Consider the following 22664-nt stretch of genomic DNA (forward strand, 5'->3'; position numbering starts at 1 on the left):
AATGGAAATATTTTTATATATTGCACTATTTTCACCATTAGTAGGTTCTTTATTTGCTGCACTTTTTGCGGCATCTCCTAAAACAATAATAGCTGGAATTATTCCAAGTGCTTTGCTTGGAGTATCTTTTTTAAGCAGTACAGTACTTTTAGTTCATGTGCTCACAACAGGACAGAGTGTTCATGTTGAGTTGATGACTTGGATGGAAACAGGAAATTTATATATTCCTTTTGGTTTTGTAGTTGACCAAGTGAGTGTTACAATGATGATGGTTGTTAGTTTAGTTTCAACTGTTGTGCATATTTATGCTATTGGCTATATGGACCATGATAAGTCTTTTAACAGATTTTTTGCTTGGTTATCAGCATTTGTTTTCTCAATGCTAATTCTTGTTATGAGTGATAACTTTGCAGGTCTTTTCATCGGTTGGGAAGGTGTTGGTCTTTGTTCTTGGGGACTTATTGGTTTTTGGTATCACAAAGAGAGTGCTACTTGGGCAGCTAATGAAGCTTTCATTATGAACCGTATAGCTGACCTTGGAATGTTAATCGGAATCTTTTTAGTTTACTGGAATACTGGAACACTTCAGTATGCAGAAGCTTTTGCTGCGATGCCTGCACTAGATAATGAAACGCTAACATGGATGGGTATTTTCTTATTTATCGGTGCTATGGGTAAATCAGCACAATTTCCACTCCACACTTGGTTAGCAGATGCGATGGAAGGTCCTACTCCTGTTTCAGCTCTAATTCATGCTGCGACTATGGTTACTGCAGGTGTTTACTTAGTAGTTCGTGCTAGTCCACTGTATGATTTAATTCCACATGTTGGACTTTTCATAGCTTCTCTTGGTGCATTTGTTGCAATCTTCGCAGCATCTATGGCTCTTGTAAATCGTGATATGAAAAAAATCATTGCTTACTCGACACTATCACAGTTAGGTTATATGTTTGCAGCAGCAGGTCTTGGAGCTTATTGGGTTGCACTATTTCACCTTATGGCTCACGCATTCTTTAAAGCACTTCTGTTTCTTGGTGCTGGTAATGTTATGCACGCGATGGATAATGAACTTGACCCATTTAAAATGGGTGGACTTAAAAAGACAATGAGAGGTACATTTATAATGATGACTCTCGCATCTATCGCATTAGCGGGAATCTTTCCATTTGCTGGGTTCTTTTCAAAAGATCTAATTCTTGAAGTTGCTTTTGTTGATAATCATTACATTATATATTCTGTATTGTTATTTACAGCAGGTCTAACAGCATTCTATTCATTTAGATTAATCGCATTAATCTTTCATGGTGAAGAGAGATATAAACTCTTTGGTATTCATCCACATGAAGCATATAAGTTTATGTTAGTTGGAATGAGTCCACTTTTACTACTTGCAATAATTGCAGGTTCATTTAAAATGACTTATTTTGAAATGGTTACAGCAGTTCTTCCTGCAACTGAGTACCATATTCATAGTGCTTTAACATATTGGATAATGACTATTGGAACACAACTTTTCGTAGCTGCTGCAATTCTTTTTGCGTATAAAAAATATGCGCATAACAATATAAAAGTTCCAGATGGTACATCAGCCCTAGAGCAAACATTTATTTATACACTTTTGAGAAATCAATATTTTATACCTTATATATATGAAGAGTATTTAGTAAAACCATATAGAGAATTATCAACAGTTCTTTGGAAACAAGTTGATCAAAAAATCGTTGATGCATCTGTTGATGGCGTAGCAAATATTTTTTATTCTGCTGGAGAAGGTACACGAGGAATGCAAAGTGGTAATCTTTCTACTATGCTTAAGTGGATGGTAGTAGGTCTTGTTGTCTTATTGTCACTAGCTGTAGTTTTTGCTTTTGCAGCAAGTCACCCTGAAGACATTAAGTTGCTTTTATCAGGTTTAGGAGTTTAATAGATGTTAGATAATATTTTATCAATTTTAATTTTCTTTCCAGCGTTAGCAGGTATATTTGGTTTTGCAGTTGCAAAAGACAGTATGCGTGCATATGGTACAGCAGTTGCCTTTATAGAGTTTGTTCTTTCTTTAATCCTTTGGTTCTCTTTTGATCCAAGTGTTTCAGGAATGCAATTTATGGAGCATGCACCATTGGTTCCTGCTTTTGGAATTAACTATATTTTAGGTGTAGATGGCATCTCTTTATTTATTGTAGTTTTAGCAGCGTTCTTTACTTTTATAGGTATCGCATCTCTAAGCGATACTAAAAATGTAAAATATCTTATCATAACACTTTTGTTTTTACAGATGACTATGGTTGGTGTTTTTTTCGCTCTAGATGCAATAGTGTTTTACCTATTTTGGGAATTTTCTCTTGTTCCAATGTTATATATCATTGGTGCATGGGGTGGACCAAGAAGAATTTACGCTTCAGTTAAATTTTTCCTATACACTTTTACAGGTTCTTTAGTAATGCTTGTAGGTATGTTGTTTATGGCATATTTTTACTATCAAGCAACAGGTGTTTGGAGTTTTGCAATACTTGATTGGTATAGACTTATCTTGCCTGAAACTTTCCAACTTTGGTTGTTTGTTGCCTTTTTCTTTGGTTTTGCTATCAAAGTGCCTATGTTTCCATTTCACACTTGGTTACCATACGCTCACGGTCAAGCACCAACTATTGGTTCGGTAATACTTGCTGCTATTTTACTGAAAATGGGTACATACGCATTTATCCGTTTTTCATTACCATTGTTCCCAGATGCATCTGTGTTCTTTATGTTCCCAATTGCCATACTTGCAATCATTATGATTGTTTATACTGCTATGGTAGCCTATGCGCAAGAAGATATTAAACAAGTTGTTGCTTACTCTTCTGTTTCACATATGGGTGTTATTATCCTTGGTACTTTTGCATTAAATGTTGAAGGTATCTCAGGTTCAATCTTTTTAATGATTGCTCATGGTGTTGTATCGGGTGCTTTGTTCTTACTTGTTGGTGTTATTTATGACAGAAGACATACTAAGATGATGAGAGATTTCGGTGGTTTAGCGCATGTTATGCCTAGATACGCAACTATCTTTGGAATTATGCTTATGGCATCAGTTGGTCTTCCTCTGACTATAAACTTTGTTGGAGAGTTCTTAAGCCTTTTAGGTTTTTATCAACAGTCACATATCTTAACTCTTTTAGCAGGAATTGCTATTATTGTTGGTGCTATCTATATGTTAGCAGCTTATAAAAAGATGTTTTTTGGTGAAGTTACAAATGAGAAAAATAGAAATTTACCTGATGTAAACAAAAGAGAATTAATTGCTTTAATTCCTTTAGTGATTATCACTATTTGGTTAGGTATATATCCTAAACCAGTTTTAGGACCAATCAGTAACTCGGTAGAGTCTATTGTTCAGCTTATGCATGATAAAGCTGTAACACCAGAAGCAAAAAGAAGAATACCTGATATAAAATCAGAGATAATAATTACGAAAACTTCAACTAAGGAGGTACACTAATGTTAGAACCAGTAAATGTATCATTAGAGTCATTAAATCTTATGACTCTCGCACCAATGCTTATACCGATTATTGGTGCTTTGTTAATCTTAGTTATAGACATATTTAAAGGTGGACTAGATAAAACATTATTCGTAATGATAAGTCTTTTATTCCTTTTAATTGATCTGGGAGCTATTTTAGAATCAGCTGGCATATTTAACACCGATGGAACTGTTATGGGTGTTTTTGATGTAATGCTTATAGATGGTTTGGCAATTATTTCTCAACTTATTATTGTTGGGGCATCTTTACTTTTTATTCCTTTAGCATTAACACATAAAAGATTTCATGAATTTTCTTATCCAGAATTTTTCGCACTTTTCTTGTTTATGTTAGGTGGCTTCCAGTTTATGGTAGCAACAGACAACCTAATCTTGATTTTTGTAGGTCTTGAAACTGCGTCTTTAGCACTTTACACGCTTATAGCGATGCACAACCGTGACAAGTCCTTTGAAGCGGCTGTTAAGTATTTTACAATGGGTGCTTTGGCTGCAGGTTTCTTTAGTTTTGGGTCTATGGTATTTTACGCGCTTACAGGCTCTATCGAACTAAATCAAATTTCAGCTGTTTTAGCTGCTAATGGTTATGTTGATATTGGTTTTGTTCTTGTAGGAACAGTGTTCTTATTAGCTGCTTTAGGCTTTAAACTTTCTCTTGTTCCATTTCATACTTGGGCACCTGATGTTTACGAAGGTGCAAGTGCTGCGATGGCAGGTTTTATGTCAATCGTTCCAAAAATTGCGGTATTTGTAGTTACTATGAGAATCTTTGAGTTTTTAATTCATAGTGGAGTTATTTGGTTAGAAGTTATACTTTATATTATTATTGTTATTACTATGACATTTGCAAATATTTGGGCATTGGTTCAAACTGATGTTAAAAGAATGTTGGCATATAGTTCAATCTCTCACGCTGGTTTTGTAATGGCAGCTATCTTAATAGGAACAACACAATCAAATAGTGCCTTGTTTTTATACTGGATTTTATTTAGTTTTACTAACCTTGGTGCATTTAGTATGTTATGGATTTCTCGTCAAAAACATCTACCCGCTCATCAAAGTTCAGACCACAGTTTTAATAAGTTTGCAGGTATGATACAAACATCACCAATGGCAGCTATAATTATGGGACTATTTATGCTTTCATTAGCAGGTTTACCTCCATTTGCATTGTTTTGGGGTAAGATATATATGATTAGTTCAGCAGTAACTGGTGGTTATACAGTCTTAGCCCTTATTATGGCACTTAACTCTGCGATAGCTGGATATTATTACTTAAAACTTATAGTGTTTATGTTTATGAAAGACCCAGTTATAAATAAAGATGGTAGTGTATTTGTTTCAAATGCAACTCTTCCTCTAAAAACTATTATTGGTTTTGCAGTAGTGGGAACTATATTTGCTTTTATTATAGTAAATCCAGTTCTAGAGTTTGTTACCGCACTTGTATATAAAAGTGGGTATTAGAATTTTATAAATTATGAAGAGATAAGGAAAAGAATTTGTTTAAACTATTGTTTTCTTTACTCTTGTTTTTAAATCTATACGCATCTACACTCTTTGCCCTTGATATAAGACTTCAAGGGGCTAAAGATAACTTCCAAAACTACTCAACACTTCATATAAAAGATGAAAATAAATTTTTATGCCAAGAGATAAAAAATGATTTTGATGAAGTTTCAAAAATTGTTTGTGCTTTTTCTAAATCTCCTTCTAAAAAATTTAAACCTTTACAAAATGATTTTTTTAATATTCAGACCGAAATAAAGAAAAAAACTTTTTTTATCATTATTACTCCATACAAAAAAATAAAATTATTTCCTGTTGTGTTTGATTTAAGTAAAGATGATGAAGTTTTTACAGCAAACGCAAAATTATCAAGCAGATGGATGATAATTGGGTATAACAAAAAAATTCCGTATTTACAAAAAGATGAGCCATCTGATATGGCAATAAATTTCCCATTTTTTCTTTCTAAAGATAAGTTGCCGTATGTTGGAAGTCTAGATATGAAAGGCAATCCGGTACATATAAAAAATGTTGGAGATGTGAGTGATTATCTAAAAATAAAACAATATTATAAAGAAAAAAAATATGAAATGTGTTTAGATGTTATAGAAGATGTTATGCTTGAATTTCCAACTTCTCTTTTTACAGCAGAATTTTTATATTACAAGATTAGGGTAAGTGCGAAACTTAAAAATGATGATAGTGTAATAGACTCTTCAAAAATTTATTTAAGAGAATACTCTTCTGATGAAAATGTTGCAGAAGTTTTAGCACTTTCAGCTAGGTCGTATGCTTTAAATGGCTTAAACTCTCAAGCTGATTATTTTTTTGACAGACTTTTTAGTGAGCATAAAGACTCTCCTTATTCAAAATGGGGTTATATCTACAAAGGGGAAATGCTAGAAGATGGTGGTTCACAAACAAAGGCTATAGAGTACTATAAAAAGGCCTTACATGAAACTGCTAGTTTAGAAATAGCAGCAACAGCAGCATATAAACTAGCACTTTACAACATAAGCAACGAACACAGCAAAGAAGCAAATAAATATATAGCAAAGATTGTAAAAGCAAAACCTGATTTATTTGCTTCTAAATATGAAAAATCATTAGATATGATAGAATTATTTACAGATGCCGGTGAGTATTTTAGTGCGGCATCTATTGCTCAAGCTTTAGTAGATTCACTTGATATAAATGATGATTATTATGAAAGTTTACTTAAAAATGTAGCTATTTGGTTGGCAAAAACCCCTAAAAAACAAGAAGCTTTAGTAGCAGTTAATAAATACTTTGAAATATTTCCAGATGGTTTATATGATAATGAGGTACAAGTTGCAAAAGATTCTTTATTTTTTGATGAGAGTGATGCAAATGTAACTACTAAGATTAGTGATTATAATTCTTTGATTGTTACTTACGCTAATGATAGTATAGGAAATAGAGCTATTTATGAAAAAGCAAAACTTATGTGTGAAAATGAGATGTATGATGATGTTTTAGAATTTAAAGACTCTTTACTTAACCTAGATGTTACTACATATCCTGATACAAAAAATATACTCAACGACGCTGCTTTAGGTGCAATGAAACATGCCTTACAAACAACAAAATGTGAAAAAGTTTTAAGTATAGCAAGTCAATATTCCATCTCTTTATCTGATAAGTGGGACGATGGCATCTATGAATGTGCTATGAAAGGTGCGGACTTTTTACTTGCAAAAAAAATAACAAGTAAAAATTTAAAATCAAAAAATATAGAAGTTAGAAAAAAATGGCTTTATCGTTACATAAAAGTTGATTTTGCTACTGGAAGTTATAGTGATGTTGTTAAAGCCTCTCAAGAGCTACTGCTTCTCATAAAAGATGATAAAGATTCAAAATATAAAGATGTTTATAGAATTGTATTTGATACTTATCAGCGACTTGAAAAAAGCGAAAAAATGATAAAAGCGATAGTTAAAGTACAAAAAGTATTTGGTAAAAGTTATAAAGATATCGAGAGATATATAGCCGTTATGAGTGTCGGTTCTCAGAAAAATGATGATAATATAGTAATGCAATACGCACAAGAAGTTATGAGTATACAAAAAGCATCTGAGTCTTATGCTCAAAGCCCATTTGTTGAGTTTACGCTTTATCAAACTTACACAAATAAAGAAGATTATAACAGAGCCTTAGAGGTTATAAAATCATTAAACAGTTTGAAATTAAGTAAAAATGATAGAGCAAGACAAAAGTATCTGCTTGGAACTGTTAATGAAAAACTATGGAGAGGTGAAGAAGCTCAAATTGCTTATCAAGAAGCCATAGATGCTGATCCAAACTCAGCATGGGCAAAACTAGCCGAAGGTGCTAAGGAAAATTAGTCTAAACTTTTAAAAAAATTATTAAATTTTAAGACAATTTTTTTATCATTCGTAATATATAAAACCTCATAATTTTCTTTAAAACTTTTTTTAGTCCAGTTTGGGCTTCCAAAAACAACTATTTTTTTATCAAAAATAGCTAGTTTAGTATGAAGCTTTTTGTCTAACTTTTTTGCCTCTATATTTTTAAAGTCAACAGTTTTTTTATCATAATAGATATTGATTTTAACTCCTCTCTTATGAGCTTTATTTAAAAGTTTAGCAAATTTTTTATATCCAAAATTATACATAGCTATATTAATGGAATTGTTAGAATTTTTGATTAATTTTTCTATATGTTTTATAGCCTTTTGCCCATCTTTTGGGAAAAAATAAAGAGTGTTTTGTGCATATAAATTGATAGATAATAGTAGTATTAAAAATAGTTTCATGTAAGTAGTTTTTCCAGTTCTTTAAGTGAGTCTGATGTTATATTTTCAAACTGAGTACGGTTAAAGGTATCTTGTCTTTTTGCAAGTTGTGCTGTATGAGTTGAGATGTTTTGAATCATCTCATCTTTTGATGTGTAACCGTCTAAATATTGTAAAACTTCTACTATACCGATAGCTCCCATAGAATTTGGGAGTCTTGTATATTTCTTCTCTAAGAGGCAAACTTCATCTATCAGACCAAGACGAAGCATCTGCTTAGTTCTTTTTGCTATGCGCTGTCTTAAAATATCTCTTTTAACTTCAATATTGTAAATATCTAAATTTTGGATGATTGGTTTTGGTGGATTCTTTTTAAACCATTCACTTGCACAGATGCCAGAAGCTTCATAAATAAGTAAAGCTTTTTCAATTCTGTACGCATCTGAGCAGTTTATATTTGACATATATAAAGGGTCTATTTTTAATAAGTCATCATAAGTTTTTTGAAGATTTTTTAGTTTGAATGTTACTTTTTCTTTAACTTTTTTATTCATATGAGGAAGAATTGAAAGTCCATTTAAAAGTGATTTCAAATAAAAAGATGTTCCACCAACGATGATAAGGTTTTTTTTATTTTTTTCGCAGAGTTCTTTAACCTCTTTATAAATATCTATAAGTATGTCAACCCCAAAATGCTCATTTGGATTTAGAACATCTATACCAAAGTGTTTTATGCCTTGCATCTCTACTTTTGATGGTTTTGCAGAAACTATATCTATCTCTTTGTAGATGCTAAGAGAATCTATGGAAAGTATATAAGCATCTATACTTTTTGCAGTTTTTATAGCTAAATCTGTCTTTCCAGATGCTGTTGGTCCTATGATTGCAAGTTGCTTTATCTCTTTATTCATGATGAAACTATAGCACATTATTAAATTATAGATTTACATATCACTTAAATATGCTATAATAAAGAAGTACACTTACTAATAAATAGCATATATAGGAATATATAATGAAAAATATACTCATTGAACAGAATTATCATTGGAATGGAGTAAAAGAGACATCTATAAAAAGAGAAAAATTACAAACACTTATAGAGTATCTACCTTTAAAACAGATTATTACAATTACTGGAATTCGTAGATGTGGTAAGAGTACTTTAGCTAGATTAGCTATAGATTATCTTATCAACGATGGAGTTGAGCCTAAAAATATACTTTTTGTAAATTTAGAACAGCCATATTTTTTAGAACATAGGCATAATGCAGACTACTTAAATACTATCTATGAAGAGTATATTAAGTTTATAAATCCTAAAGGTAAAATTTATATATTTTTAGATGAGATTCAATTTTTTGAGAACTGGCAAGTTTACATAAAGAGTAAGTATGAAAGTAGCGATATAAAGTTCATAATTACTGGTTCAAACTCTTCTATGTTATCAAATGATTTAAACACACTTTTGAGTGGAAGAAGTTTAAATATACATCTTGATACATTTACTTTTAAAGAATTTTTAGATTATAAAGAGATTGATTGTAGTAGTGAATATGCTCAAGTTAAAAATAAAATAGATATTAAAAGAGCTATGGATGAGTATATCAAATGGGGTGGTTTTTTTGAAGTTTTTGAAATTGAAAATGAGACAATAAAAAAAGAGATACTCATTAGTTATGCAAAAAATATTTTATATCAAGATATAGTTCCAAGATATAAGATACGAAACTCTGAGGTATTAGAGAGGCTCTTTTTTCTATCTTTTATCAAATATCACAGGTATTTTAAACTATACAACATTGGCAAAAACTTTTAACATTAGTGATAAAAGTATAAAAGAGTATATAAATTACTTTGAAGATGTTTTTTTACTAAAGAGGATAGATAAATTTCATAACAAACAAAAAGAGAAGATAAAATCTACAAAAAAGATTTACGCACTTGATAATGGCTTTTTACAAATAGCACCAAAACACTCTAAAAATCTAGGTGCTTCAATAGAAAATTTAGTTTTTATGACACTTAATCAAAAAGATAAACAAGTAAGTTATCTAAAAGACACTTATGAGATAGATTTTTTTACTAAAGGAGTTTTAACACAAGTCTCTTATGATATAAGTGATGATAAAACAAAAAAAAGGGAACTAAATGCATTTAAGCATTTCAAAAAAAATGATAAAGAGAAATTTCAACTCATTACTTACGATACCGATGAAACAATTGATAATGTGAAAGTAGTTAGTATTGATAAATATTTATTAACTTTACATGCTAACTAGTGATAATCCAACAGGTGTAGTTATGTCTGGCTCTACAGAATTATTAAATCTTAAATCAACTTTAGATAAAATAACACACAATAATATTTTAAGGTAATTAGTTGCAAAAATATATAAATAAATTAAAAGATTTTAACGAACTTGTGATGTTTGAACACTCTATTTTCTCGCTTCCTTTTATCTTTATAGCTATGATTGTAGCAGCAGATGGTTGGTTTGGATTCTGGCTTTTACTTATGGGTGCGTTAGCGGCTGTAAGTGCTAGAAACTTTGCGATGGGTGTTAACCGATATGCAGATAGAGATATAGATTCCAGGAATCCTAGAACGGCTTCTAGACCAAATGTAGATGGAAGACTAGATGCTTTTAGCATCTTAATATTTATAGCCGTAAATTTCATAGTTTTTATTGCTGTTGCATATATGATAAATGATTTAGCATTTTACTTAAGTGTTCCTATCCTAGTAGTTCTTGGCTCTTACTCATACTTTAAGCGTTTTTCTCATTTAGCACATATTATTCTTGGCATCTCTTTAGGTTTAGCTCCTATTGCTGGGGTTGTGGCGGTTCAAGCATCTATACCTGCTTGGTCTGTTATTTTGAGTTTAGGTGTGATATTTTGGGTTGCAGGATTTGACTTGCTTTACTCACTTCAAGATATGGATTTTGATAGAGAAAACGACTTGCATTCTATTCCTTCTCGTTATGGCTCAGATGCTACTCTTTTTATCTCTGCATTTTTTCATATGCTTAGTGTGATTTTTTGGGCTTTGTTTGTTTGGGTGGCTGGTCTTGGCATCTTTGCTTTTAGTGCAGTGATTTTAAGTGCCATCATGCTTTCTTATGAACATTATTTAGTAAGAAAAGATTTTACAAAAATAGATCGTGCTTTTTTTACAATAAATGGATACTTAGGCATAGCATTTTTTGTATTTATAGTTTTAGATAAGGTGTTCTCATGAGTGTTCGTTTAGTACCTGTTCCTATTAGTTTAGTTTATAGTGAAGCATCTCTTGATAAAGAAGAGTTTTTACGAGAGTATTCTCAACTAAGTGAAAGTGATGATGACCCGATAAGTCAATGGCTAAAACTTGCAAAAGGTAGAGGAGAAACTTCTGAAACTGACCCTGTTCTTTTAAATCTTGTAGTAGAACTCCATAGAAAAATAGATGCTCTAGAGATGTTTTTGAAAAATGAAGTTCCAAAAAGATTGTCGCTAATAAATGCGGTAAAGATAGAGTCCATAGGTTTTGATCACTTTAAACTAGAAGAAGATGTTTTAGAGGTAGGAGTTGAGTATTATGGGAGAGTTGAGATGCCAGTTCATCCAAAAAGAGATGTAGCTGTATTTTTTAAAGCACTTGACAAGTCACTTGTAGAAATAACTAAAATACATGAAAGAGATCAAAAAGAGTGGGGAGTTTACTTGACAGCAAGAGAGAGAGTTCTTATTCGTGAGGCAAAAGCAAAATGAATTATACAGAGTTTATAAATATCGAGTATATTGTAGTTGCAATGGCGGCTATGATTTTATATCTTTTATATTATGTTTTTTCAAAAGATTCGGAGTTCAATAAAAATATTCACTCTGTTGCATCTGTTGTTGAAGAATTAAACAGAGATATATATTACTTAAAAAAAGAGCTAGATAGCACAGCTAAAAATATAAAAGATAACAATAATAGAATGAGTGATGAAAATATATATGAAGAAGTAGAGAGAACAGTTTATGATATGGTAAGTCCTCTTTCTCTTGGTCTTAAAAAACTAGAACAAACCCTTTTAGATATAGATGGACAGTTGAACTCTCGAATGGCAACTTTAGAAAATGGAATAAAGCAAATCTCTATTCCAAGTTCAGTTCATGGAAATGATGATGAAAAAATTATCTCACTATTTAAACAAGGTGTTTCTTTAGAAACTATCTCTAAAGAGCTACATATATCAAAAGCAGAAGTTGAGTTTGTTCTAAAAATCAACAAAATAAAATAGGGTTTTTTACTTATGGCTGATAGAAAACTTTTTGCATTGGTATCAATATTAATTCTTATTAGTATAATCCTTACATATTCTTTATCAGCATATACAACACTGCTTTTTGGAGTTAGTGAGTTTCACTTTGCAATAAGACAAGCCGCTTTTGGTTTGATGGGAGTTATCATCATTTGGTTATTGGCTCAACTTGACCCTGATGAGTGGTTAGCACCTATTGGTTTTACTCTTTTTATAGGCTCAGCAATTTTAATGATAGCTATGCCATTTTTACCAGAATTTTTGGTTTCTGCTGTTGGTGGAGCAAAAAGATGGATAAAAGTTTTTGGATTTTCTATTGCTCCTGTTGAGTTTTTTAAAGTTGGTTTTGTTTACTTTTTGGCTTGGAGTTTTTCTAGAAAACTAGGAGATCATGCTGGTATGGGAATAGGTGCGGAGTTTAAACGCTTTATACCTTATGCACTTGTATTTGTGGGGGCTATGTTTATGATAGCTTTTGTTCAAAATGACCTAGGACAAGTTGTAGTTCTTGGAATGACGCTTCTTTTTATGTTGATGTTTGCAGGAAGTAGTTTTAGGTTTTTTCTTTCACTTCTTTTTATATCTTTAAGCTTTTTTATGTTTTTTATCTTTACAGCAGAACATAGAATTACGCGTATAAAATCTTGGTGGGCATTGGCTCAAAATAGTGTCTTAGAACTTTTTCCAACTAGCATCGCAGAAAAGTTAAGAGTTCCAACAGAGATAGAACCATATCAAATAGGGCACTCGATAAATGCCATTCATAATGGTGGAATGTTTGGAACAGGTTTGGGTGGGGGAACTTTTAAACTTGGTTTTTTAAGTGAAGTTCATACTGACTTTGTTTTGGCAGGTTTAGCGGAGGAGTTTGGTTTTTTTGGTGTTTTATTTGTAGTATTTTTATTTATGTGGATACTTCAAAGAATCTTTAAAATCGCAAACCGTTCAAAAGACACAAGTATCTACCTTTTTTCTTTAGGCATAGGTCTTTTACTTTCTTTTGCTTTTATTGTGAATGCTTATGGTATCAGTGGAATTACTCCTATTAAAGGTATTTCTGTACCATTTTTGAGTTATGGTGGTTCGGCTATGATAGCAGCATCTATTGCTATTGGTATGGTACTTATGGCATCTAAAAAAGCAGACTTAGAGTAGATGGAGATGATTTTATGAAACTTTGTATTACTGGTGGTGGAACGGGTGGTCATCTTATGATAGCAGAGGCTCTGTCTTTGGCTGCAAAAAAAGATGGGCATGAAGTGATTTTTATAGGCTCAACTAAAGGACAAGATAAAAAATATTTTGAACATTCTGAGTTTTTTAGTGCGTGTCACTTTTTACAAACAACAGGTGTTGTAAACCAAAAAGGACTAGGTAAAATAAAAGCACTTTTTAAAGTGTTTAGTGCTTTTTTAAAATCAAGAGAAATTTTAAAAAAGCATAGTATAGATGCTGTTTATAGTGTTGGCGGTTTTTCAGCAGCACCTGCATCACTAGCTAGTATTTCTATGAAAATACCTCTTTTTATACATGAACAAAATGCAGTAAAAGGAAGGCTAAACTCACTTTTAAAACCTTATGCAAAGAGATTTATAAGTGCTTATGAGAAAGATTCTCCTATTAAAGGTTATCCTGTTAAAGATATATTTTATGAAAGTGCAAGAGTTCGAGAAAATTTAAAAACAGTTATATTTTTAGGTGGCTCACATGGTGCAAAAGCTATAAATGACTTAGCTTTAAGGGTGGCATCTACACTCAGTAAAAAAGGAATAAAAATTATTCATCAAGCAGGTGAAAGTGACTATGAAAGAGTTAAAAAAGCTTATGAAATTTTAGGTATCGAAGTAAGATTGTATGGCTTTACAAAAGAGCTTACACGCTTGATTCAAAGTTCTGACTTAGCTGTAAGTAGAGCAGGGGCTAGTACACTTTGGGAACTAACAACAAATGGTTGCCCCGCTTTTTATGTTCCATATCCTCATGCCGCAGGTGACCATCAATACCACAACGCAAAATTTATCCAAGAAAAAGAACTAGGCTGGTGTGAGAGAGAAAGCGAAGATTTAAAAGATAAATTTTTAGCCATTTTAGGTGAGCCACTAGAGTATAAAAGTAGAGCCTTGATGCAGTACGGTAAAAAAGATGTGGCATTGCAGATGGTACGAGATGTTTCGAAGTGTATAATTTAGGTATAATTAAACATGATTGATATAGAAAAAATAAAAGTAAAAATAGTAGATAGATTAAAATCACTTAATCCAGATAAAATTATATTGTTTGGTTCTTATGCTTATGGTAGTCCAAATAAAGATAGTGATATAGACTTATATCTTGTGCAAAATGTTGAAAAAGAAAAAGTTAGAGAGTACAAACTAAAGGCAAGAAAATTACTAAGAGATATAGTGTTTGAGTATGGAGTAGGATTTGATATTTTAAACTCTTCGCAAGAGTTTTTAACAACAAGAGAAGACTATTTTTATAAGATAGATATACTAGAAAAAGGGAAAGTTTTATATGCCAAATAAAGTTAGTGCTATTGAGTGGTTAAGAATTTCTTATCATGATTTAAAATCAGCCGAAATTTTATTAGATGCTAATCATTACACCGACAGTATAGGAAATGACTTACAACAATCACTAGAAAAAATGCTAAAAGCTATTTTTGCATATAATAACCAACAGATTAAAAAGTCACATGACTTAGTAGAAATATATGTAAATATAAAAGATGAATTAGATATTACTGAAAATGAAATAGATTTTTTAGAAAAAGCAACACAATATTTTAAAGAAGATAGGTATCCAAATCCATACTATTCTTTGCCCCCAAAAGAAGAAATAATAGAAATTTTAGAATTTACGCAAGATTTATATGAGAAAATATGTAAAAAATTTAAAATAGAAAAAGATGATATTAAATAATACTCCTAAAGAAGTGAAATGATAAAAGAGATAGCACAAACAATAGTAGATTTGATATTTGATTGGGGATATTTAGGTATATTTTTACTTATGGCGATAGAGAGTTCATTTATCCCTTTTCCAAGTGAAATAGTTCTTATCCCAGCTGGTTATCTAGCATCTAAAGGGGATATGTCTATCTCTATGATAATGGCTAGTGCTTTGGGTGGTTCTTTAGTTGGGGCTTTTATAAACTACTATCTTGCTCTTACATTGGGTAGAAAAATACTTAAAAGATATGGAAGATACTTTTTTATAAAAGAGAGTGCTTTAGATAAAATGGATGGTTTTTTTGCTAAACATGGGCACATTTCTACTTTTATAGGAAGGCTTATTCCTGGGATTAGACAGTTAATTTCCATTCCTGCTGGACTTGCTCGAATGAACTTAATTGTATTTTCCACTTACACAGCTTTAGGTGCTGGCATCTGGGCTTTGATACTTACGATGTTAGGATACTTTATAGGCGAAAATCAAGAGTTGATAGATACTTACTTAAAACAAATAACCATTAGCGTAGTTGTTGTTTTACTTTTACTTGGCTCATGGTATGCTTATTATCAAAAACAAAAGGCTAAATAATGAATTATATGTTTGAAACAGGTTTTTTAGGTACTCGTGCTCCATTTTTCATGGACTTTGTAACTCTGATAGTTTCACTTCTTCCTATGCTTGTTGCGAGTGCTATCTACTTGGCAAGAAAGAAAAAGTATAAATATCATGCCTATTCGCAAGTATTTATTTTTGCGTTTTCTGTGATAGTCTTAACCTATTTTGAGATAGGGGTTAGAATGGGTGGTGGCTTTGATTTTTTCATGAAAGAGAGCGGTGTGTCACATAGTTACGCACTTATAGTTTTGATTTTTCATATTATTATTTCTACTATTACTCTTGTCATTTGGGCTGTAACTATTTTTATGGCGAAAAAACAGATACAACTTAACAAGCATAAAAAGGCAGGACTCATAACTTTTGGTGGAGTTGTAATGACATCACTTACAGGAATTTGGGTCTACTTCTTGATGTTTGTCTACTAAAACAAATTAAAAGCACTAGTGCTTTGAGCTTCCTGCTGAAGGAAACTAAGCGTTCAGAAAAAAATTTAGTTTTTTTCTAAGTCGCACTTTAGTGCAGAAGCGTAGGTAGCGGAATCGAGGTGCCCCCTGAGGGTATACTTCCGATACCGTAATGAATATATGAAGGGTTTCCTTCATTTTCAAGGTGCCCCTTGAGGGTAATGAAATAAAATTAAGGAATAAAAAAATGATAAAAATCGATGAAAAAGCACCAGAATTTTGTTTACCAAACCAAGATGATATAGAGATATGTTCAAGAGATTTAAAGGGAAAATGGATAGTTTTGTATTTTTATCCAAGAGATAATACTCCTGGATGTACGACTGAAGCTTGTGAATTTACAGAGGCAGCACCTGATTTTTCAGACTTAGATGCCATCATCTTGGGTGTTAGTGCAGATAGCACTAAAAAACATAGAAATTTTATAGAAAAAAAAGAATTAGGAATAACACTACTTAGTGATGAAGATACTAAAATGATGCAAGAGTATGGTGTTTGGCAGTTAAAGAAAAATTACGGAAAAGAGTATATGGGCATCGTAAGAACGACTTTTATCATAAATCCGCAGGGAGTTGTAAAAGCAGTCTTTGAAAAGGTTAGAGTTAAAGAGCATGTTGCAAAAGTTCAAGCTGAGTTAGAGAACTTAAAAGCTTAAGTTAAACAAAATTTGAGTATAATTCGCAGATTTTTCTTAATTGCATAAGCATTAAAAAAACATTAACAGATTGTGTCAAAAGCTAGTGCAACTTCTTTTTTTAAAGAAACTTGTCCGACATTCTCAAAGACAAACTAGTAAAACTCTTGGCTTGTTAAAAGTCACTTAAGGATTACCTATGGTAACTATGAAAGACCTATTAGAATGTGGTGTACACTTTGGACACCAAACTCGTCGTTGGAACCCGAAAATGAAAAAATACATCTTTGGTGTTCGTAAAAATATCTATATTATCGATTTACAAAAAACTCTTCGTTATTTCCGTAATACATATACAATCGTTATGGACGCAGCAGCTGAAGGTAAAGTTATCCTTTTCGTTGGTACTAAAAAACAAGCTCGTAACTCTGTAAAACAAGCAGCTCTTGATTGTAATATGCCTTATGTAGATAACAGATGGTTAGGTGGTATGCTTACTAACTTCCCAACTATTCAAAAATCTATCCGTAAACTTGACATCATCACTGAGATGCAAGAAAATGGTCAAATTGATCTTTTAACTAAGAAAGAAGCTTTAATGCTTGGTCGTAAAAAAATTAAACTTGAAGCATATTTCGGTGGAATCAGAAACATGAAAAAACTTCCAGATATGTTATTTGTTGTAGATGCAGTAAAAGAGCATATTGCTGTTTTAGAAGCAAGATGTCTTAAAATCCCAGTTGTTGCTCCACTAGATACTAACTGTGATCCAGATTTAATCGATTACCCAATTCCTGGTAATGATGATGCTATCCGTTCTATTCAACTTTTTTGTCGTGAGATGACTGCTGCAATCAATGAAGGTAAAGCTCTTAGAGATGCACCTGCTGAAGAAGAGCAAGTAGAAGAAGAGCAAGCAGAAGAAGTTGCGAGCGAAGAAGAAGCAGTAAAAGCTGAGGCGACTGAAGCACCAGCAAAAACTGAGGAAGCATAATCATGGCAGTTACAGCAGCACAAGTTAAAGAACTAAGAGCAGCTACAGACGCTGGTATGATGGACTGTAAAAAAGCACTTGTTGAGTGTGATGGAGATATGGATAAAGCGACTGCATGGTTAAAAGAAAGAGGTATCGCTAAAGCTGCTAAAAAATCAGCAACTAGAATTGCTGCTGAAGGTCTTGCAGGATTTGTAATTGCTGATGATTTTTCTAAAGCAACTATTATTGAGATTAACTCTGAAACTGACTTTGTTGCTCAAAATGAAGGTTTCCAAAATCTTGTAAAAGATTCTGCACAAGAAATCTATGATAACCAACCTGCTGATGTTGAGGCTTTTAATAGCTCTGCATTTGGTGAAAAATTTGCAACTGCTGTAACTAAGATTGGTGAGAAGATTGAACTTCGTCGTTTTTCTACTCTTAATGCTGACGCTACAACTGCACTTAATGGTTATATTCACTCAACCAATCGTATAGCTGTTATCATTACTGCTAAATGTGATAGTGAAAAAACTGCAAAGGGAATGGTACCATTTCTTAAGCAAGTTGCAATGCATACATCTGCAATGAAACCAACAACGCTATCTTATAAAGATTTTGATTCTGATTATGTTGATGGTGAAACAAAAGGTCGCATCGAGGCACTTAAGAAAGAAAATGAAGAGTTATCTCGTCTTAAAAAACCTCTTAAAAATGTACCTCAATTCATTTCTATGATGCAACTAACTGATGCTGTTATGGCTCAAGCTGAGTCTGACATCAAAGCTAAACTTAAAGAGCAAAATAAACCAGAAAAAATTTGGGATAAGATTGTACCAGGTCAATTGGCTCGTTTTATTTTAGATAACACACTACTAGATCAAGAACAAGCTCTACTAGACCAACAATATGTTTTAGATGACAAGTTAACAGTTGCACAAGCTGTTGAAGCTGCAGCTAAAGCTCTTGGTGGTACTGCTGAGATTACTGAATTTATTCGCCTTGAAGTTGGTGAAGGAATCGAGAAAAGAGAAGATGATTTCGCAGCAGAAGTTGCTGCTCAAATGGGTTAAGCTTTTAGCTTAACCTTTTTTTTTGCTTATTTTTTTACTTAACTTGCTATAATCCCTACTATGAATTTACTATCAGCTAAAAACATTTCACATACTTTTGAGTATGAACTATTTTCCAATCTATCTCTTGATTTGCAAGAAAAAGAATCTATTGCTATTATCGGTATTAGTGGAAGTGGCAAATCTACATTTTTACATATACTATCTACTCTTTTAATCCCTGATAGCGGTAAAGTAAGTATCTTAAATGAAGATGTATTTAGTATGAGTAAAAAAAGACTAGCCCAGATAAAGCGTGATAAACTTGGTCTTGTTTTTCAATCTCACTATCTTTTTAAAGGTTTTAGCGCTAAAGAAAATTTAGAAGTTGCAGCGATGCTTTCAGATAAAAAAATAGATGATGATATTTTAAAACGCTTAAAGATTTACGAGGGTATAAATCAAAAAGTAACTGAACTTTCAGGCGGACAGCAACAAAGAGTTTCTATCGCTAGAGTTTTGACAAAACAACCTAAAATTTTGTTTGTAGATGAACCAACAGGAAACTTAGATAAAACAACTGCAAATGAAGTTATGAATATATTTTTTGAGTATATTGAAAAAAACAGTGCAGGAATGATTCTTGTAACGCATGATGAAGAGTTGGCTTACAAGTGTAAAAAAGTTTATAGACTTGAAAATAAAGAGTTAATTAGGATACAGTAATGACATGGCCTAGTATTTTTACCGATACTTATATAGTTGGTTTTATTCTTTTGTTTTTTCGTTTTGCTGCACTTTTTATTGCAACGCCAATTTTTTCACATAAAAATATTCCACCAACCATAAAAGCTAGTATGGCTTTTTTCTTTACTATAGTTTTTTACTCATCGATGCCACCTCTAGAAATAGAGATAAATACTGCGAGTATTATTCTTGCCATACTTAGTGAGTTATTTTTTGGTTTAGCGATAGGGACAGTTCTACTTTTATCTTACAATGTTATAACTTTTGCAGGTGGAATCATATCTTTTATGATGGGGTTTTCTATGGCAAGTGCGATTGACCCACAAAGTGGTGTTTCGATGCCAATTATCTCACAATTTTTATCGTTAATGGGGCTGATGGTTCTTTTAGCAATCGACCTTCATCACTGGATGCTACTCTATATTGACAAATCACTTAGTGCTATACCTCTAGGCGGTTTTATAATGACTGAAAATCTTTTTAACTATATCATACAAGCCGCTTCAAATATGCTCATAGTTGGTTTTATGATAGCTTTTCCTATCATCGCTTTATCATGGTTAGCAGACATTATTTTTGGTATGCTCATGAAGACTATGCCTCAGTTTAATCTGCTTGTTATAGGCTTTCCTATTAAGATTATGGTAGCTTTTATGGTTCTTATTGCGACCTTTGCTTCGGCAATGCTTATTTTAAAAATACAAATGCAAGATGCTTTTAATTATTTAGAGATGCTTTTTTAGTTTTTTTTGCTACAATAATGTCAATAGACTCAAGCTTCAAAAGGAACTGATGTGAATATATTACTTTTAAATGATAATCCAGTTGTTACAAAACTTGTAACGCTGAGCGCTCAAAAAACTTCAGATAAATTAGAAATTATAGATAGTATTGCAGATATTACACAAAGCTCATGTGACTTGTTTATACTAGATGATACTTTGTATAGTGAAGATGTTATGAGTGAAGTTCAAAGTAAAATAAAATATCATAAATCATTATATATATGTTCAAGAGATGCCAAAGAAATTTTAGGTTTTAGTGAAACTTTAAGAAAACCATTTTTACCAACGGACTTGGTAGAACTATTTGTAAGTTTAGCTCAAGAAGCAAGTACAATAAACCTTGAAAGTGAAAAACCCCAAGAAGAAGAGGAAAAAACACAAGAAGAACCAGAAGCAGTTGAAGAAGAGTTAGAGTCTTTAGATGAAGTTGAGATTGAAGAAGAGGATGAATTAGATGAACTTTCTTTAGATGACATTGAAGATGAGGATTTAGAAGATATTGACTTAGAGTTAGACTTAGAACTTGACGAGTTATCTTTAGATGAAGAAGATGATTTAGGTGAAGGTGTATTAGATAAAGATGAGTTACAAGAAGTACAAGAACTTTTAGAAGAGGAAGATGAGTTAGAAGAACTTGATGAGTTTAAAACTGATGACTTGGAAGAAGAACTTGAAGAAGTAAATTCAGAAGAGTTGGATGAAGAAGAAATAAGTGATGAACTTGATAAACTCGAAGAGTTAAGTAACGAAGAAGAGCTTGATGACAATGACCTGAATCTTGATGAAGATGAACTTGAAGCAATAGTCGAAGAAAAAGAGGAAGAAAGTCTTGATGAAGAGTTAGAGTTAGAGGATGATGACCTTAGCCTTGAAGAAGTGAATTCAGAAGAGTTGGACGAAGAAGAAATAAAACTTACAGAAGAAACTCAAGAAGAAGAGTTAGAACTTGAAGATGATGATTTAAGTCTTGATGAAGATGAATTGGAAGAAGAGCTAGAACTTACAGAAGAACCTCAAGAGGAAGAGCTGGAGCTTGAAGAAGAAGTTAAAGAAGAAAGTATTGAAGAAGAACTAGATATAGAAACACAAATACAAAGTGCTGTTTTAGAACTAAGCGAAGAAGACTTAGAAAGTGAATTAGATGCTGATACACTTTTAGATATTGCAGTAAATGATATAGATGGTTTAGATGCACTTAACGAAAAAGACATAAAACTAGCAATAGGTGAAGAAGTAGTAGAAGAAATACTGCAATCAGATGAAGTAGAAGCTGTGCAAGAGATAGTTGAAAGTTCTAGTGATGATGGTGTACAAGCACTTAAAAAACTACTTAAAGCTCTTAGCAATGAAGAGGTTTGCGCATCTATGAAAGGCATGAAAATTAGTATAAATATAACAATAGGTGACAAATAGTGAATAATAATAGCGGAGCAATTTTAGTTCTTTCAGGTCCAAGTGGTGCAGGTAAAAGTACACTTTTAAATGAGATAATCCATGATATTGGAGAGTCTTACTTTTCCATTTCAACAACAACTCGTAAAATTCGTGAAGGCGAAACAAATGGAATTCACTATCACTTTGTTAGTGAAGAAGAGTTTAAGCAAGATATAAATGATGAGTATTTTTTAGAGTATGCTTTTGTTCATGGAAATTACTATGGAACATCTTTGAAGCCTGTCAAAAGAGCATTAAAAGCAGGTAAACTTGTGATTTTTGATATAGATGTTCAAGGAAATACGGTTGTAAATAATCGTCTTGGCGATATAACAACTTCTGTTTTTATTTCTCCTCCAACACTTTCTATCTTAAAACATCGCCTAGAAGCTCGTAAAACTGATACTCAAGAAGTTATAGATAGACGAGTAAGTATGGCAAAAAAAGAGATACAGCGTATCAGTGAGTATGACTATTTAGTTATAAATGATGACTTAGAAGAAGCGGCACAAACTCTAAGAACTATTGCTCTTGCATCTAGACTTAAAGTGCCTATGCAAGATATAAATGAGTTTGCTCAAAAATGGGAAGATATAGAACAATAAGAGTAGTTACAGCAAAGAGTAGCTATACTACAAAACTTAAAAAAAGGAAATAAGCATGGGAATGCCTGGTGGAACAGAACTATTAATAATATTTGGAATAATTGTACTTTTATTTGGTGCAAAAAAGATACCTGACTTAGCAAAAGGTATTGGTAAAGGAATCAAAAACTTTAAAAGTGAAATGAAAGAAGTTGATGAGCCAGAAGTTGTTACAACTGAAGCTCCTAAAAAAGTAGAATCAAGCGAAGAAGTTGCTTCAACTGAAACTCCAAAAACTACAACTCAAGCATAA

Annotated in this window: 25 protein-coding genes; 23 read left to right on the forward strand and 2 right to left on the reverse strand. The window is 32.2% G+C overall.

The features are described 5' to 3' along the window. Position 1 precedes the first annotated feature (1 nt). The 4 genes from nuoL to MOV50_RS08600 are packed head-to-tail and all read left to right on the forward strand — an operon-like array spanning position 2 to position 7397. Positions 2-1924 (forward strand): NADH-quinone oxidoreductase subunit L, encoded by a 1923-nt coding sequence (nuoL, locus tag MOV50_RS08585; RefSeq protein ID WP_321777495.1) that lies wholly within the window; start codon positions 2-4, stop codon positions 1922-1924. 3 nt (positions 1925-1927) lie between these two features. After that, positions 1928-3481, forward strand: a complete 1554-nt coding sequence (locus MOV50_RS08590) for an NADH-quinone oxidoreductase subunit M (protein ID WP_321777496.1) — start codon at positions 1928-1930, stop codon at positions 3479-3481. After that, positions 3481-4989 carry an NADH-quinone oxidoreductase subunit NuoN gene (gene nuoN / locus MOV50_RS08595; protein ID WP_321777497.1) on the forward strand — a complete coding sequence of 503 codons (1509 nt, stop codon included), beginning with the start codon at positions 3481-3483 and terminating at the stop codon, positions 4987-4989. The genes MOV50_RS08590 and nuoN overlap by 1 nt, the downstream gene beginning before the upstream one ends. A 35-nt stretch (positions 4990-5024) precedes the next feature. Then, positions 5025-7397: a flagellar protein gene (locus MOV50_RS08600; protein WP_321777498.1), complete on the forward strand. Its 2373-nt coding sequence runs from the start codon at positions 5025-5027 to the stop codon at positions 7395-7397. Here MOV50_RS08600 and MOV50_RS08605 read toward each other — a convergent pair. Beyond that, the gene (locus MOV50_RS08605; protein WP_321777499.1) at positions 7394-7828 is read right to left on the reverse strand and encodes a phospholipase D-like domain-containing protein; all 435 of its coding nucleotides are present in this window, start codon (positions 7826-7828) and stop codon (positions 7394-7396) included. The two genes, MOV50_RS08600 and MOV50_RS08605, sit on opposite strands and share 4 nt — an antisense overlap. Continuing rightward, on the reverse strand, positions 7825-8718 hold the full coding sequence (miaA, locus tag MOV50_RS08610; RefSeq protein ID WP_321777500.1) for a tRNA (adenosine(37)-N6)-dimethylallyltransferase MiaA: 894 nt from the start codon (positions 8716-8718) through the stop codon (positions 7825-7827). The genes MOV50_RS08605 and miaA overlap by 4 nt, the downstream gene beginning before the upstream one ends. A gap of 104 nt (positions 8719-8822) precedes the next feature. Between miaA and MOV50_RS08615 the strand changes: the two genes are divergently transcribed. The 19 genes from MOV50_RS08615 to MOV50_RS08705 all read left to right on the forward strand — a co-directional run bounded on the left by MOV50_RS08615 (position 8823) and on the right by MOV50_RS08705 (position 22664). Then, positions 8823-9626, forward strand: coding sequence for an ATP-binding protein (locus tag MOV50_RS08615; protein ID WP_321777501.1), 804 nt, complete (start codon positions 8823-8825; stop codon positions 9624-9626). Continuing rightward, positions 9610-10089 (forward strand): DUF4143 domain-containing protein, encoded by a 480-nt coding sequence (locus MOV50_RS08620; RefSeq protein WP_321777502.1) that lies wholly within the window; start codon positions 9610-9612, stop codon positions 10087-10089. Before MOV50_RS08615 ends, MOV50_RS08620 begins: the two co-directional genes overlap by 17 nt. Positions 10090-10190: 101 nt before the next feature. Continuing rightward, positions 10191-11051, forward strand: a complete 861-nt coding sequence (gene mqnP, locus MOV50_RS08625) for a menaquinone biosynthesis prenyltransferase MqnP (protein ID WP_321777503.1) — start codon at positions 10191-10193, stop codon at positions 11049-11051. Continuing rightward, the gene (locus MOV50_RS08630; protein ID WP_321777504.1) at positions 11048-11563 is read left to right on the forward strand and encodes a hypothetical protein; all 516 of its coding nucleotides are present in this window, start codon (positions 11048-11050) and stop codon (positions 11561-11563) included. The genes mqnP and MOV50_RS08630 overlap by 4 nt, the downstream gene beginning before the upstream one ends. Beyond that, entirely contained in the window at positions 11560-12081 is a 522-nt protein-coding gene (locus tag MOV50_RS08635) for a hypothetical protein (protein WP_321777505.1), read from the forward strand. The genes MOV50_RS08630 and MOV50_RS08635 overlap by 4 nt, the downstream gene beginning before the upstream one ends. Before the next feature lie 12 nt (positions 12082-12093). Beyond that, entirely contained in the window at positions 12094-13257 is a 1164-nt protein-coding gene (locus tag MOV50_RS08640) for an FtsW/RodA/SpoVE family cell cycle protein (protein ID WP_321777506.1), read from the forward strand. Between the two features lie 14 nt (positions 13258-13271). Continuing rightward, positions 13272-14291 carry an undecaprenyldiphospho-muramoylpentapeptide beta-N-acetylglucosaminyltransferase gene (murG, locus tag MOV50_RS08645; RefSeq protein WP_321777507.1) on the forward strand — a complete coding sequence of 340 codons (1020 nt, stop codon included), beginning with the start codon at positions 13272-13274 and terminating at the stop codon, positions 14289-14291. Positions 14292-14303: 12 nt separating this feature from the next. Next, positions 14304-14627 (forward strand): nucleotidyltransferase domain-containing protein, encoded by a 324-nt coding sequence (locus MOV50_RS08650; RefSeq protein WP_321777508.1) that lies wholly within the window; start codon positions 14304-14306, stop codon positions 14625-14627. Then, positions 14617-15024: a HEPN domain-containing protein gene (locus tag MOV50_RS08655; RefSeq protein ID WP_321777509.1), complete on the forward strand. Its 408-nt coding sequence runs from the start codon at positions 14617-14619 to the stop codon at positions 15022-15024. Before MOV50_RS08650 ends, MOV50_RS08655 begins: the two co-directional genes overlap by 11 nt. An 18-nt stretch (positions 15025-15042) precedes the next feature. Continuing rightward, a complete protein-coding gene (locus MOV50_RS08660; protein ID WP_321777510.1) occupies positions 15043-15645 on the forward strand; it encodes a DedA family protein in 603 nt (200 codons plus the stop codon). Further along, complete coding sequence (locus MOV50_RS08665) at positions 15645-16100, forward strand: DUF420 domain-containing protein (RefSeq protein ID WP_321777511.1); 456 nt, start codon at positions 15645-15647, stop codon at positions 16098-16100. Before MOV50_RS08660 ends, MOV50_RS08665 begins: the two co-directional genes overlap by 1 nt. Before the next feature lie 226 nt (positions 16101-16326). Further along, complete coding sequence (gene bcp, locus MOV50_RS08670; protein WP_321777512.1) at positions 16327-16794, forward strand: thioredoxin-dependent thiol peroxidase; 468 nt, start codon at positions 16327-16329, stop codon at positions 16792-16794. A gap of 178 nt (positions 16795-16972) precedes the next feature. After that, complete coding sequence (gene rpsB, locus MOV50_RS08675) at positions 16973-17767, forward strand: 30S ribosomal protein S2 (RefSeq protein ID WP_321777513.1); 795 nt, start codon at positions 16973-16975, stop codon at positions 17765-17767. Between the two features lie 2 nt (positions 17768-17769). Beyond that, positions 17770-18822 carry a translation elongation factor Ts gene (gene tsf / locus MOV50_RS08680; RefSeq protein WP_321777514.1) on the forward strand — a complete coding sequence of 351 codons (1053 nt, stop codon included), beginning with the start codon at positions 17770-17772 and terminating at the stop codon, positions 18820-18822. Positions 18823-18882: 60 nt separating this feature from the next. Beyond that, the gene (locus MOV50_RS08685) at positions 18883-19527 is read left to right on the forward strand and encodes an ABC transporter ATP-binding protein (protein WP_321777515.1); all 645 of its coding nucleotides are present in this window, start codon (positions 18883-18885) and stop codon (positions 19525-19527) included. Continuing rightward, positions 19527-20291 carry a flagellar biosynthetic protein FliR gene (fliR, locus tag MOV50_RS08690; protein ID WP_321777516.1) on the forward strand — a complete coding sequence of 255 codons (765 nt, stop codon included), beginning with the start codon at positions 19527-19529 and terminating at the stop codon, positions 20289-20291. The genes MOV50_RS08685 and fliR overlap by 1 nt, the downstream gene beginning before the upstream one ends. A gap of 51 nt (positions 20292-20342) precedes the next feature. After that, on the forward strand, positions 20343-21746 hold the full coding sequence (locus MOV50_RS08695) for a DNA topoisomerase IV (protein ID WP_321777517.1): 1404 nt from the start codon (positions 20343-20345) through the stop codon (positions 21744-21746). Continuing rightward, positions 21746-22372, forward strand: coding sequence for a guanylate kinase (gene gmk, locus MOV50_RS08700; protein ID WP_321777518.1), 627 nt, complete (start codon positions 21746-21748; stop codon positions 22370-22372). Before MOV50_RS08695 ends, gmk begins: the two co-directional genes overlap by 1 nt. 55 nt (positions 22373-22427) lie before the next feature. Further along, complete coding sequence (locus tag MOV50_RS08705; RefSeq protein ID WP_321777519.1) at positions 22428-22664, forward strand: twin-arginine translocase TatA/TatE family subunit; 237 nt, start codon at positions 22428-22430, stop codon at positions 22662-22664.

It is taken from the genome of Sulfurimonas sp., from assembly GCF_029027585.1.
Classification (GTDB): domain Bacteria; phylum Campylobacterota; class Campylobacteria; order Campylobacterales; family Sulfurimonadaceae; genus Sulfurimonas.